General features: G+C 69.1%; 13 protein-coding genes. 1 reads left to right on the top strand and 12 read right to left on the bottom strand.

The window, feature by feature from the left end; translation table 11 throughout:
* Positions 1-16 precede the first annotated feature (16 nt).
* From murD to R8G01_02140, 12 genes are all read right to left on the bottom strand, one after another.
* Positions 17-1,378 (bottom strand): UDP-N-acetylmuramoyl-L-alanine--D-glutamate ligase, encoded by a 1,362-nt coding sequence (murD, locus tag R8G01_02195; GenBank protein MDW3212778.1) that lies wholly within the window; start codon positions 1,376-1,378, stop codon positions 17-19.
* A gap of 2 nt (positions 1,379-1,380) precedes the next feature.
* Entirely contained in the window at positions 1,381-2,424 is a 1,044-nt protein-coding gene (gene mraY / locus R8G01_02190; GenBank protein ID MDW3212777.1) for a phospho-N-acetylmuramoyl-pentapeptide-transferase, read from the bottom strand.
* Positions 2,421-3,875, bottom strand: a complete 1,455-nt coding sequence (locus tag R8G01_02185) for a UDP-N-acetylmuramoyl-L-alanyl-D-glutamate--2,6-diaminopimelate ligase (protein MDW3212776.1) — start codon at positions 3,873-3,875, stop codon at positions 2,421-2,423. Before R8G01_02185 ends, mraY begins: the two co-directional genes overlap by 4 nt.
* A complete protein-coding gene (locus R8G01_02180; GenBank protein MDW3212775.1) occupies positions 3,872-5,683 on the bottom strand; it encodes a penicillin-binding protein 2 in 1,812 nt (603 codons plus the stop codon). Before R8G01_02180 ends, R8G01_02185 begins: the two co-directional genes overlap by 4 nt.
* 332 nt (positions 5,684-6,015) lie before the next feature.
* On the bottom strand, positions 6,016-6,498 hold the full coding sequence (locus R8G01_02175) for a hypothetical protein (GenBank protein MDW3212774.1): 483 nt from the start codon (positions 6,496-6,498) through the stop codon (positions 6,016-6,018).
* Positions 6,498-7,448 (bottom strand): 16S rRNA (cytosine(1402)-N(4))-methyltransferase RsmH, encoded by a 951-nt coding sequence (rsmH, locus tag R8G01_02170; GenBank protein ID MDW3212773.1) that lies wholly within the window; start codon positions 7,446-7,448, stop codon positions 6,498-6,500. Before rsmH ends, R8G01_02175 begins: the two co-directional genes overlap by 1 nt.
* Positions 7,445-7,786, bottom strand: a complete 342-nt coding sequence (locus R8G01_02165) for a division/cell wall cluster transcriptional repressor MraZ (GenBank protein MDW3212772.1) — start codon at positions 7,784-7,786, stop codon at positions 7,445-7,447. The genes rsmH and R8G01_02165 overlap by 4 nt, the downstream gene beginning before the upstream one ends.
* Positions 7,787-8,093: 307 nt before the next feature.
* Positions 8,094-8,747: a hypothetical protein gene (locus R8G01_02160; protein MDW3212771.1), complete on the bottom strand. Its 654-nt coding sequence runs from the start codon at positions 8,745-8,747 to the stop codon at positions 8,094-8,096.
* Positions 8,748-8,770: 23 nt separating this feature from the next.
* Positions 8,771-9,268, bottom strand: coding sequence for an HNH endonuclease (locus R8G01_02155; protein ID MDW3212770.1), 498 nt, complete (start codon positions 9,266-9,268; stop codon positions 8,771-8,773).
* 118 nt (positions 9,269-9,386) lie between these two features.
* Entirely contained in the window at positions 9,387-9,632 is a 246-nt protein-coding gene (locus tag R8G01_02150; GenBank protein ID MDW3212769.1) for a hypothetical protein, read from the bottom strand.
* Positions 9,629-10,849: an acyl-CoA dehydrogenase family protein gene (locus R8G01_02145; protein MDW3212768.1), complete on the bottom strand. Its 1,221-nt coding sequence runs from the start codon at positions 10,847-10,849 to the stop codon at positions 9,629-9,631. The genes R8G01_02150 and R8G01_02145 overlap by 4 nt, the downstream gene beginning before the upstream one ends.
* 22 nt (positions 10,850-10,871) lie before the next feature.
* Entirely contained in the window at positions 10,872-11,855 is a 984-nt protein-coding gene (locus R8G01_02140; protein ID MDW3212767.1) for an ROK family protein, read from the bottom strand.
* A 60-nt stretch (positions 11,856-11,915) separates the two neighbouring features.
* Here R8G01_02140 and R8G01_02135 point away from each other — a divergent pair, with 60 nt between their 5' ends.
* Complete coding sequence (locus R8G01_02135; GenBank protein ID MDW3212766.1) at positions 11,916-12,875, top strand: MoxR family ATPase; 960 nt, start codon at positions 11,916-11,918, stop codon at positions 12,873-12,875.
* Positions 12,876-12,887: the final 12 nt, after the last annotated feature.

Genomic DNA, 12,887 nt, shown 5'->3' with positions numbered 1-12,887 from the left:
TGGAAGGAGGCGACGGTCATGCCGTGGCCTCGAGGGTCGGCGAAACGGTGTCTCCGGGCAGCGCGAGTCGCTCCCGGACCAGACGGCGGAAGTCGTCGCCCCGGGCGTGGTAGCCCACGTACCAGTCGAAGCTGGCACATCCGGGCGACAGCACGACGGCGTCGCCGGGCTCGGCACGCTCGCCGGCCAGAGCGACGGCGTCGGCCATGGAGTCGGCGACGGTCACATCGGTCGAGTCGGCGAACACGGCGCTGACGTCGGGCGCAGCCTCTCCGATCGCCACGACCGCCCGCACGCGCGACCCCGTCGTCGCCATCGGCGAGAGGTCGACGCCCTTGCGGCTCCCACCGGCGATCAGCACCAGCGAGTCGAATGCTCGGATCGCGGTCGCCGCTGCGTGAGGCGTCGTCGCCTTCGAGTCGTTGTACCAGGTGACTCCGCCGGCACGCCCGATCTCTTCCAACCGGTGCGGCTGCGCGGCGAACGTGGCGAGCGCCGTGGCGATGGCATCGGCGTCGGCGAGACCCGTCTCGAGCACCAGTGCCGACGCGGCGAGCGCGTTGGTGATGTCGTGCGGCAGGCTGCGCGCCATGGCCGCGGTGTCGGCGATCGGACCCAGCGGGCCGACGAGCGTGGTCCCGTCGAGCCGATAGTCGCCGTGTTCCAGACCGAACGAGCATCGGCGTCCCGGAGCGTCGGCGAGGTGCCGCATCACGGTGAGGTCGTCGGCGAATCCGACGGCGACATCGGTGGCGGACTGCAGCGAGAAGATCCGGGCCTTGGTCGCCTCGTAGCTCTCGAGCGAGCGATGCCAGTTCAGGTGGTCGGGGGCGAAGTTGAGCCACACGGCGGCGTCGGCCCGGAACTGTTCGGTCCACGCCAACCGGAAGCTGCTGCACTCGATCACGAACACGTCGAGATCGGTGTCGATCGCGTCGACGAACGGCACATCGGTGTTGCCGACCGCCTCGGCGCGTCGACCGGCGGCGCGGAGCATGGCGACGGTCATGTCGGTGGTGGTCGTCTTGCCGTCGGTCCCGGTGACGGCGAGGATCGGGCGTGGCCCGCCGGGGCGTTCCTGCTCCCAGCGGTAGCCGAGTTCGATCTCCGACACCAGCGGGACCCCCGCACGCTGGGCCGAGACGACGATCGGGTGCGTCTCGGGCACGCCGGGAGCCGGCACGATCACGTCGAATTGGCAGGCGAACGCGCCGGGGTCGAGGGGTGTGTGCAGCAGCTCGACCCCGAGCGCGTCCGCCAGATCTCGTTTGGTGTCGTCGATGCGGTCGTCGACGACCACGACCTCGTGGCCGTGGCGGAGCAACGCGCGCACGGTCGACTCGCCGGCGATCGCGAAGCCGTACACGAGCGCGCGCATGATCAGCCGATCACCCGCGTGTAGTCGGCGATGAAGATCGCGAGGGCCGATGCGACGCAGATCGCCGAGATCAGCCAGAACCTGATGATGACCGTGGTCTCCGGCCAACCGCCCAGCTCGAAATGGTGGTGGATCGGTGACATGCGGAACAGGCGACGGGTCCGACCGGACGCCTTGAACACGCCCATCTGGACCGCGACCGAACCAGCCTCGATGACGTTGATGCCGCAGATCAGGATCAAGAGCAGGTGCGTGTTCAGCGTGAGCGCCAGGAAGGCCAACGCCGATCCGATACCCAACGCGCCGACGTCGCCCATGAAGATGCGCGCGGGTGCCGCGTTCCACCACAGGAAACCGAGACAGGCACCGGCGAAGCCGGCGGCGAGCACCCCCATGTCGAGCGGGTTGACGATCTCGCTGTACACGTCGGGATTTCGGAAACCCCAGTAGGCGATGATCATGAACGCACCGAATCCCATCAGCGCCGAGCCGCCCGCCAGCCCGTCGAGCCCGTCGGTCACGTTGACGGCGTTGGTCGTCGCCCACACGATGCCGCCGGCCCAGATGATCCAGAGGATCGTCGGCACCTCGAACCCGAGGTCGCCGGCGCGCACCAGCGTCACCGACTCGTCGATGCCGGTCGTCGTCGCGAGCCAGGCTGCGAATCCGAAGGCCATCGCCATCGTGATGTAGTTCTTCTGCTTCCAGAAGATGCCTCGGTTGTGGCGTTTGCGGACCTTGATCCAGTCGTCGAGGAACCCCATGAACGACATCGACAGGATGCCGACCCACACGATCATCGCCTGGTCGGAGAACGCGATGTCGCGCACGTGCGCGACCGCCCAGCCGACGAAGGCGGCGACGACGATCGCGATGCCACCCATCGTGGGCGTGCCCTGCTTGACCATGTGGTGTTCCGGGCCGTGGTCCTCCTTGCCGAGGATCGGCTGCCCTTGCCCGCGGGTGCGGAAGAACACGATGAGGTAGCGGGTCCCGAACAGCGAGATCAGGGTCGAGACCGCGCCGGCGATCAGAACGGCAATCACGAGGCGTCTCCAGTCATGTCGATGGTGGCCAGCTCGTCGAGGAGCTCACGAGCCACCACTCTGTCATCGAACGGACGCTGTTCATCACCGATCGTCTGGGTCGCCTCGTGTCCCTTGCCGGCGATCACGACGATGTCGTCGGGTCCGGCGAGGCGGATCGCGTCGGCCATCGCAGCTCGGCGGTCGACCTCGGAACGCACCTTCGAACGTGCCGACGCGGCCACGCCGGCGACGACCTGGTCGACGATCGCCTGCGGGTCCTCGCTCCGGGGATTGTCGGACGTCACGATCGCGACGTCGGCCAGGTCTCCCCCGACCGCACCCATCGGTGCCCGCTTCTCGACGTCACGGTCGCCCGCGCAGCCGAACACGGCGATCACACGACCCCCGGCGACCAGTCGGCGCGCCGATCGCAGGACTTCCTGCAGCCCGTCGGGCGTGTGTGCGTAGTCGACGACCACGGCGGCACGATGCCGGCGGGGGTCGCTGACCGTCTCGAATCGTCCGGGCACCGGCGCGAGGTGGCCGAGACCGGACGCGGCATCGGCCGGGTCGAGGCCGAGCAGTGACGCTGCCGTGAGCGCTGCGAGCGAATTGAGCACGTTGAACCCACCGCCGATCGGCACATGGACCCGATGGCCGCGCCAGGTGAACGAGTGCTCGGCGACGCCGACCTCGACGTCGGCGGCATCGGCGAGACCGAACGGTGTCACCTCGATCGACGCCGCATCGACGAGGAGTCGTCCGTGCAGATCGTCGACGTTGGACGCGCCGACCGCGGCGAACGCAGGGTCGAACAGCGACGCCTTGGCGCGGAAGTACGACTCCATCGACTCGTGCAGGTCGAGATGGTCGCGACCCAGGTTCGTGAACACGACCACGTCGAACTCCGCCCCGACGACGCGGTGGTACACCATCGCGTGCGACGACACCTCCATCACGACGCTCTCGACGCCGTCGCGGACGAACTCGGCGAGCCGACGCTGGAGGTCGGTGGCCTCGGGTGTCGTGCGGGCGCCCGACAGCGTGCCGAGCGTGCGCTGCGAGCGACCGCTCGCCGTGAGGATCGCTCCCAGCATCTGCGCCGTCGTCGTCTTGCCGTTGGTGCCGGTGATGCCGACGAGTTCGAGGGCCCGCGACGGGAAGCCGTGCACCGCGGCGGCGGCGTACCCCATCGCACGCCGCACATCCGTGACGAGGATCTGGGCGACGTCGAGTGGGAGCCGACGCGAGGCGATCAGCATCGTCGCTCCGTCCTCGACCGCCTGCGCTGCGAAGTCGTGTCCATCCGAGCGGTCACCGACGACGCAGGCGAAACCGACGCCGGGCCGAACATCTCGCGAGTCGTGGGTCAGATCGACGATGTCGGTCGCCGCACCGATCACCTCGAGCACGATCGAGGGCGGGATCGCTGCGGCCACCGTCTCGGCCGACACGGTGCGCTCGTTCACGGCGCGCAGGGGGTGATGTCGGCGGGCGGCTGCAGGTTCGTCTCGTGGGCGATCGTCGGGACCAACTCGCGGAACACCGGCGCCGAGGCGGTACCGCCGAAGCGGTTGATGTCACCGGCGGGCGGCTCGTCGATCGACACGAGCACCGTGATCTGCGGGTCTTCGGCCGGGAAGAACCCGACGAAGCTGGCGTAGTAGACGCGGTCACCCGCCTCGTTGAGGTACGTACCGTTCGGTTGCGCCTTCAGTCCGGTGCCGGTCTTGCCGGCCACGCTGAAGGTGGTGAGCCCCTCCTGGGCACGCTTGCCGGTACCGGCCGGGTCACAGACGACGGCCCGCATCATCTGCTGCACCTGCTCGGCGATCTCGGGGCGGACCACCTCGTGGGTCGCCGACGGCTCGGCGGGGATGACCTCGCCGTCGGGCCCGACCGTGCCGGCGACGAGCCGGGGGGCGACGTAGGTGCCGTCGTTCGCGATCGCGTTGACGGCCGAGACCATCTGGATCGACGATGCGGCGAACCCCTGGCCGTACGAAACGGTGACGCGTTCGGAGCCCCACAGATCGGTCCAGTGCTTCAGGATGCCCTTCGACTCGTCGGGGAAGTCCAGCGCGGTCTTCTCACCGAACCCGAAGCTGCGCAGGTACTCCCAGTGCGTGCGGCGGGCCATCTCCCAGTCGTCGCCGCCGAGCGCCTGCTGGACCATGATCGTGCCGATGTTCGACGACTCGACGAGGATGTCCTCGACGGTCATCAGTTCGTCGGGGTGCTGGTGGGAATCGGTGAGCAGGTCGTCCGCGTACTCCTTGCGCCATGGAACGACGAACGTGCTGTGCGGCTCGACGACCGCCTGGTTGAGGCTCGCCGCGATGGTGACGACCTTGGCGACCGAGCCGGGTTCGTACGCGGCGACGGCGGCGTAGTTGCCGCTGGTGATCTCGACGACGTCCTCGTCGTTGCGCTGCACCGACGCCATCCCGTAGACGTCACCGGTGTCGGTGTCCATGATGATGATCGTGCCGGACTTGGCGTCGAGTTCGCCGACGCGCTCGAGCAGCGCCTCTTCCGCCGCGAACTGGATCGAGCGGTCGATCGTCAGGATGATGTCGTTGCCCGGGACCGGGGTCGAGATGATCTGCTCGCTGCCGGGGATCGACCGCCCACCGGGCGCGATCTCCTTGCGCAGCGAGCCGGGGGTGCCGGTGAGCAGCGCGTCGTACTGTTCCTCGAGGCCCGCCGTGCCGACGCCGTCGATGTCGGTCCGACCGATGACGCTCCGGCCGGTGTCGCCACCGGGCAGCACGCGCTTGTCCTCGGCGTCGACGTTGACACCGGTGAGACGCAGGTTGGCGATCTGCTCGCCGGTGGCGACGTCGACCTCGCGCTGCACGTACTTGAACCCGGTCTCCTTGGCGACCATCGCCTCGTACAGTTCCTGGGCCTCGACGTCGTCGAGGCCGAGCATGCTCTGGAGCACGCGGGCCGTCCCGGCCTCGTCGACGACGAGTTTCGGGTTGATGCTGATCGAGTAGGCGGGCACCGACATGGCCAGTTCCTCACCGTTGCGGTCGAAGATCGTGCCGCGATCCGAGGCGAGCGGACGGACTCGCTCCCACTGTTCGGCGCCGGCGATGCGGAAGGACTCCCCGCCGGCGCTCTGGATCTTCGCCACCTTGAACAGGACGGTCCCGAGCACCGCGAGGAGCATCACCAGCAGCAGACGGAGTCGCGTCGAGGGCGTCCCGACACCGAGCCTGGCGCTCGGACGTCGAGCGGCGTGCTTCGGCGCCACGACACGGCGCTTCACCGACCGCCGGATGCCCGAGTGACGGCGACTCGCCGAGCTGGGCTGCTCCCGACGCGTCACCTCGCGCCGGGCGCGCTGCGGCGGAGCGGAGCGCCGGGCCGACGCGGAACGAGCCGATGTCCGCGAGTGTGCCGAGCCCGAACGCGACGATGCGCTCGAACGCGACGAGTTCCCCGAGCGCGATGCGGACGCGGGCGAGCGACGGGTCGACGAACCGGTCGACCTCGTGCGGGTCGCCGTCGCCGAGGAACTCCCCCGGCGCGGCGGCGTGGCGGTGCGGCGGACCTGGGGTGCCTTGCGTCGGACGGGCCGGGGCGGCGGGGTACGACGGCTCATGGGGCTTCGGCGCTGACTTCCTTGACCAGTCGGAACTGATCGAGCGGCTCCAATTGTTGATCGGATCCGACGAGGATCTGGTCGTCGACCGGCACCTGGCCGGTCCGGGCGATCGTGATCGCGAGGGTCATCGGGTCGACGGCGACGAACTCGCTCTCGGAACCGACGACCATCCCGAGCTCGCTCGCCTTGGCGGAGATCCGCGTCGGCGATCGCAGCTCCGCACGCTGCGACCGCAGGACGTCGAAGTCTTCCTGGGCGCTGCGCACCCCGCGTTCGAGTTCGTCGATCTCGAGTTGGCGTTCGGCGATCCGCGTGTGGAGGCCGACGGCCGCCATCATCACGGCAGACACCAGCACCGTCAGCGTGACCGCGAACCAGGCGACGCGCCGCCGTGCGGGCACGACCGACAGCGCCGGCTTCTTGCCGGTCGAGTTGGCCCGTTTGGGCAGGCCGGGCTGGAGCAGGGGGAACGCCATCAGACGACGCTCTCGCTGCTCGTGTCGAGCTTCTCCGCGACCCGCAGGCGGGCGGAGCTGGCTCGACGATTCCGGCTCTGTTCCTCGGCGCCGGGCCGCTTCGGGACCCCGCGCACGATCCGTACGGTCTTGACGGCTCCGCACACGCACGGCAGCTCCGGCGGGCACTCGCATCCGCCGGTCTCCGCGGCACGGATCCGCTCCTTGGCGATCCGGTCCTCGCCGGAGTGGTACGAGAGCACGGCGAGCCGTCCACCGGGCACGAGGGCCTCGATCGCCTGGTCGAGAGCGTCGGGCAACGCGTCGAGTTCGCCGTTGACTTCGATCCGGATGGCTTGGAACGTGCGCTTGGCGGGGTGGCCACCCGTACGTCGCGCCGGTGCCGGGATCGCGCTGGTGATCACCTCGGCGAGTCGGGTCGTCGACTCGATCGGACGCGCGGCGACGATCGCCGCGGCGATGCGCCGTGCGAACCGCTCGTCGCCGTAGCGGTGGATGACGCGGGACAGATCGGCTTCGGCGTAGCCGTTCACGACGTCGTCGGCCGACCAGGGCGCGTCGCCGTCCATGCGCATGTCGAGCGGGCCGTCGTGCCGATACGAGAACCCGCGCTCGGGCCGGTCGAGCTGCGGTGACGACACGCCGAGGTCGAACAGCGCACCGGTGATCCCGTCGACGTCGTGTGCGTCCAACGCCTCGCGCAGCTGGTCGAAGCGGCACCGGTGGGTCATCACGCGCTCGCCGAACGGTTCCAGCCGTCGGGTCGCGAAGTCGAGCGCGTCCTGGTCGCGGTCGAGACCGAGGATCCGGACGTCGTCGCGAGCCTCGAGGAACGCCTCGCTGTGGCCCCCACCCCCGAGGGTCGCGTCGACCATGACGCCGGGTGGCGTCGGAGCGAGAGCGTCGACGATCTCCTGGCGCATCACGGGGACGTGGTCGAAGTCGCTCATGCGTCCTCCTCGTCGGGCCAGACCCGTGACGGCTCGACGACCGCGTCCTCGCCGCGGATCGTGGCGTACCGGGACGGGCGCCAGACCTCGAGCTTGCTGATCGCACCGGCGAGCATGGCCTGCGAACCCGGCTGGATCCCGGCGTGCCTGCGGCTCGGTTCGTCGAGCGTGATCCGGCCCTGCTTGTCGATGGCAGCGATCGACGAGTTCACACCGAAGTTGCGCAGTGTCGATTCTGGGCGGATGCCGTTGCGGACCTCGTCGAGCAGCTTGGCGGCGTCCTCTTCGAAGTTGGCCACGGTCGTGATGGCGACGAAGCCACCCGGGTCGATGGTCACGTAACAGCGATCACCGAGCAGGTCCCGAAAGGTCGACGGCAGAGCCAGACGGCCGTTGCCGTCAACACTGCGGTCGTATTCGCCGACGAACACGGTTCGTGCCAGACCTTCCAACGATCAGAGCCCATGGACCTGCTGCCTCACCCGAGAGCCATGAGCACCTCCCGTGGCGGCAAGTATGACGCTGCGCGGTCACCAAAGTCAACCTAATCGACCCAATTACCCCCTATTTGCCCCGTACTCGCTGCTCACTGACCGGTCCGGGGTCCGGGGACCGGATCGCAGTACTGCGCGCGCTGCGCGCGAATTACACGGGCGTGATTCGATCGGCGAGTTCGGCGGCGACACGGGCACCGTCGAGTCCGGCGTGCCACGCCTGGCCGGCCGGTGGTTCGGAGGGCAGCGCGCCACGCAGCACGTGCGGGTACTCCCCTGCCACCGAGGCGCCGTAGACCAGGCCCTGGATCCGGATGCCGCGTCGGGTCCGTCGCTGACTCAGCCCGACCAGCTTGTCCGACCCGAGCAGCACCTCGCCGGGGCCCACCCCGGAGAAGCACACCAGGTCGGACCACACCGAGCACTCCATGCCACCCTGATGCACCGCGAGCGGCGCGCCGACGATCGGCGTCAGGACATCACGCCAATGTCCACCGATCCACTCCATCGAACCCCGAACGTCGTCGGGCGCGAATCCGGCGGGGAGCACGACGTCGATCCACAGGGTCGTCGAACGACGCATGACGACCGCTCCCCCGCCCGACCGGCGATGCACGACCGCCAGCCCGGCCCGACGACAGGCTGCCTCGTCGACGAGGTCGTCGCGTTGACGTGACCCGAGCACGATCGCGTCGTCGGTCGGCCGACACCACCACACCGCCGGGTCGACCGGTTCGTCACCGGCGAAGGGATCGAGTCCGTGCAGTTCACCGACGGTTCCGACCTGCTCCAGCACGCTGACCACCCGATCAACGCTAGCGACGCCGATCAGCCGGCCAGCGCGAGGTACGGCTTCCAGGTCTCGGGGATGCCGGCGACGCCGACGATCGTCCACGTCGACGACCGAGGCGCCCGACAGGGACGCAGCAGCCGCATCCCCGCCTCCGCCGGCGTTCGGTTGCGTTTGCTCGAATTGCAGGCCCGACACGCCGCGGCCAGGTTGTCCCACTCGTCGGAGCCGCCGCGCGATCGTGGCACGACGTGGTCGATCGAGTCGGCGCTGTCACCGCAGTACTGACAGCGGTACTCGTCGCGGACGAACACCGCCCGCCTCGACACCGACGCGACCCGCCGCCGCGGCGCCCTGACCATGTAGCAGAGCCGGATCACGGCCGGGCTGGGCAGCGTGAGACGTTCGGAGCGCAACACGAACTCGTCGGCCTCGAGCAGTTCGGCCTTCTCGGCGAGCAGCAGACAGACGGCGCGCCGGGACGACACGACGCTCAGCGGCTCGAAACTCGCATTGAGCACGAGCGAACGCTGCATCACCCCCGGGCTCCCCGACGCAACATGTGGGCAAGTTACAACCCCCCGGCCGGGCTGGGTGCGTCAGGTTTCTCCGGGGTGCCCGACGGCGATCACGACACCGTGTCGACGGCGCTGGTCAGCGGTGGAGCGACCGGTCCCAGTCGCGGCACCATTCGAGGTACGCGAGCGCGTCGTCGGCGTCGGGTTGACGGTCGGCGTCGCCGTATTGGGTCACCATCCGGAACCGGAGGTAGTCACCCGACGGCACCGGCAGGAAGGGAGCTCGCTTCCACCACCCGCGTGTCGCCGTTCGGCGCGCCACACGCGCTGCGGTGGGCCACAGCGACGGTCGGCGCAGCACGGCGACCGCGACGCGGATCACTGGGGCCGAGGCTCCTTGGGCAGTCCGAGCACCATCTCGCCGATGATGTTCCGCTGCACCTCGGACGACCCGGCGTAGATCGTGCCGGCACGGGCGTTGAGGAACGTGTTGACCCAGGACCCGGTCGAGTTCTCGACACCGGCATCGTCGGAACCGAACGCCGACGAGGGCTCCCGACCTTCGACGACCATGCCGTCGGCGCCGTAGATCGAGACCGCCAGCTCGGTGACCTTGCGGTGGTACTCGCTCCAGAACAGCTTGCCGATCGCCGCATCGGGGCCCGGGTGGTGGCCGGCGAGGAACTGGGTGAGTACCCGCATGCCGTTGTAGCGCATGATCTGGACCTGTGAGTATGCCCACGCCAGCTGCTGCCGGATGACCGGGTCGTCGGCGACGCCGCGCTCCTTGGCGAGCAGGAACAGGCGGTCGACCTCGGCCTGGAAGTGGATCGGCTGCGTGGCCGCTGCCTCGCCCCGCTCGTAACCGAGCAGTGCCATCGCGACGCTCCACCCGTTGTTGACGCCGCCGACGATGTTGTCCTTCGGGACCGTGGCGTCGGTGTAGAAGACCTCGTTGAACTCGCTCTCGCCCGAGATCATCTTGATCGGACGCACTTCGATGCCCGGCTGACGCATGTCGACGAGCATGAACGAGATGCCCTTGTGCTTCGGGGCGTCGGGGTCGGTGCGGGCGAGGGTGAAGATGTGGTCGGCGAGGTGGCCGGCCGAGGTCCAGATCTTCTGACCATTGAGGACCCACACGTCACCGTCGAGCACGGCCTTGAGGCCGACGTTGCCGAGGTCGGAACCGGCGTTGGGCTCGCTGTACCCCTGGCACCAGGTGTCCTCACCGGAGAGGATGCGTGGCAGGTAGTACGCCTTCTGCTCGTCGGATCCGACCTGGAGCAGCGTGTTCCCGAGCATCTGGATGCTGAAGGCGTCGTTGGGTCCACCCATCGGCACCCCGGCCTTGGCGAACTCCTCGGCCAGGATCACCTGTTCGAGGGCCGACAGACCGGCACCGCCGTACTCGACGGGCCATCCCGGGGCCAGGTACCCGGCCTCGTAGAGCGTGTGGCGCCAGTCGGTGACGAAGGTGGTGAGCGCATCGCCTTCGAGTTGACCCATTCCGGTCCAGTTCGAGGGGAGCTTCTCGGCGAGGAACGCCTGCACCTTCTGGCGGTACGCCTCGGCGTCGGCGGAGTAAGTCGGCTGCATGGCGTCGACCTTATCGCCGGGGTTACTCCTCGGTAGAACGCAGCGTCACCGCACCGACACCGCCGGTCGGTGGCGCGTCGACGACGGGCAGCACGAGCGGCGCCGGGCGGGTCTCCGGCGGTGTCTCGTCGACCCGCGTGAGCTGCGCATGCCGCGCCACCGCCGCGGCCGCGACCAGCGGACCGACCTTGGCGCTCCCGACCCCACGGACCCGCAGTTCGCCCAGATGAGCGAGCCCGGACCGCTGATCGAGTTCTTTCGCGAGCGCGTCGAAGAACGGGGTACCGAACACCGAGGGCACGACCCCGCCGACGACGATGTCGGCAACGTCGAGCATCGCCGCGATCGACGCGCACGCACGTGCCGTCATGATGCCGGTGCGTTCGACGATGGCCGCGGGGGTTCGTCGGAGATCACGGTTGATGCTCGACTCGATCCCGCGGACGCTGGCGTAGGGAGTCAGACAACCGATGGCACCGCAGTCGCACGGCATGCCCTCGGGTTCGACGATCAGGTGTCCGAACTGCCCGAGGTTGCCGGTGAGCCCTTCGGCGAGACGACCGTTCACGACGAGCGCACCGTCGGTGACGTCGCCGAGCACGAGGGTGGCGAACTGCTGCTCGGCCGGTGGCAGGAGCGATGCCTCGCCCTGCCAGAGTTCGGCCAGCGCCAGGCCACGACCTGCGGTCTCGACGTCGACCGGGAGGCCGGTGATCGTGCTGAGCTCGCGGCGCAGCGGGAAGTCGTGCCAGGTCGGCATCCCGACCGGCTTCATCGCCCCCGTGCCCCGATCGATCGGACCCGGGCACGTGACGCCGACCCAGATCGGGCTCGTGTCGGTCGGGTTGGCGGCGAGCACCCGCTTGACGAGTTGGGTGAGCGCGGGCCAGACGTTGCGGGCCGGCGTGGCCAGGCGGTCGCGCACGACGACCTCGCCATCGAGGTCGACGATGCCGGCGGCCAGCCGACTCGGGCCCAGGTCGATCGCGACGAAGCCATCACTCACGGTGGGCACCGTACCGTGGCGCGGCGCACGACGTCGCGCCAGCGTCTACCCTTCCGGATCGTGACGGGTACAGCAGAAGCGACGACCACGTTCTCGACGCTGTTCGACAGCATCGCGAACAACATCGCCACGATCGTGCAGGGCAAACGAGAAGCGATCGAGTTCGCGCTGATCGGTCTCCTCTCCGAGGGCCATGTGCTGATCGAGGACGTCCCGGGGGTCGGCAAGACCTCGTTGGCCAAGGCGCTCGCGGCGTCGGTCGACTGCAGCTGGAAGCGGGTGCAGTTCACGCCCGACCTGCTGCCGACCGACCTCGTCGGCGTCAGCATCTACGAGCGCTCGACCGAACAGTTCCGGTTCCAGCGCGGCCCACTGTTCGCCAACATCGTGCTGGCCGACGAGATCAACCGTGCGTCACCCAAGACGCAGTCGGCGCTGCTCGAGGCGATGGAGGAACGCCAGGTCAGCGTCGACGGCACCAGCCACCAGCTGTCCCCGCCGTTCATGGTGATCGCCACGCAGAACCCGGTCGAGCAGGAGGGCACCTACCGACTGCCCGAGAGCCAGCTCGACCGGTTCCTGCTCCGGATCGCGATCGGCTATCCGGGCCGCACGGCCGAGATCGCGATCCTCGACGGCGAGAACAGCGGCGATCTGCTCCGCGAGTTGCAGCCGGTCGTGACCGCCGCCGAGGTCCTGAACATGATCGCCACGGTGCGCACGGTGTACCTCGCCAGCGCGCTCAAGTCGTACATGGTCGACATCGCCGAGGCGAGTCGTCGCCACAGCGCGATCGAGTTGGGGTTGTCGCCGCGCGCGACGCTCCAGTTGGCCGCTGCCACCCGCGGGTTCGCCGCGGCCCAGGGCCGTGACTACGGGACCCCCGACGACGTCAAGGCCGTCGCCACCGCCGTGCTCGCCCACCGTCTCGTGCTCAAGGCCGGGAGCAACGCACGGTCGACCTCCGAGGACGCAGTGCGCGAACTGCTGGCCGACGTTCCCGTCCCCGTCGCACGTTGAACATGGCTGCCA

The sequence above is a fragment of the Ilumatobacteraceae bacterium genome (assembly GCA_033344875.1).
GTDB lineage: Bacteria > Actinomycetota > Acidimicrobiia > Acidimicrobiales > Ilumatobacteraceae > Ilumatobacter.
The sequence above is the reverse complement of the archived record's forward strand: the minus strand, read 5'-3'. Positions and strand labels throughout refer to the sequence as shown.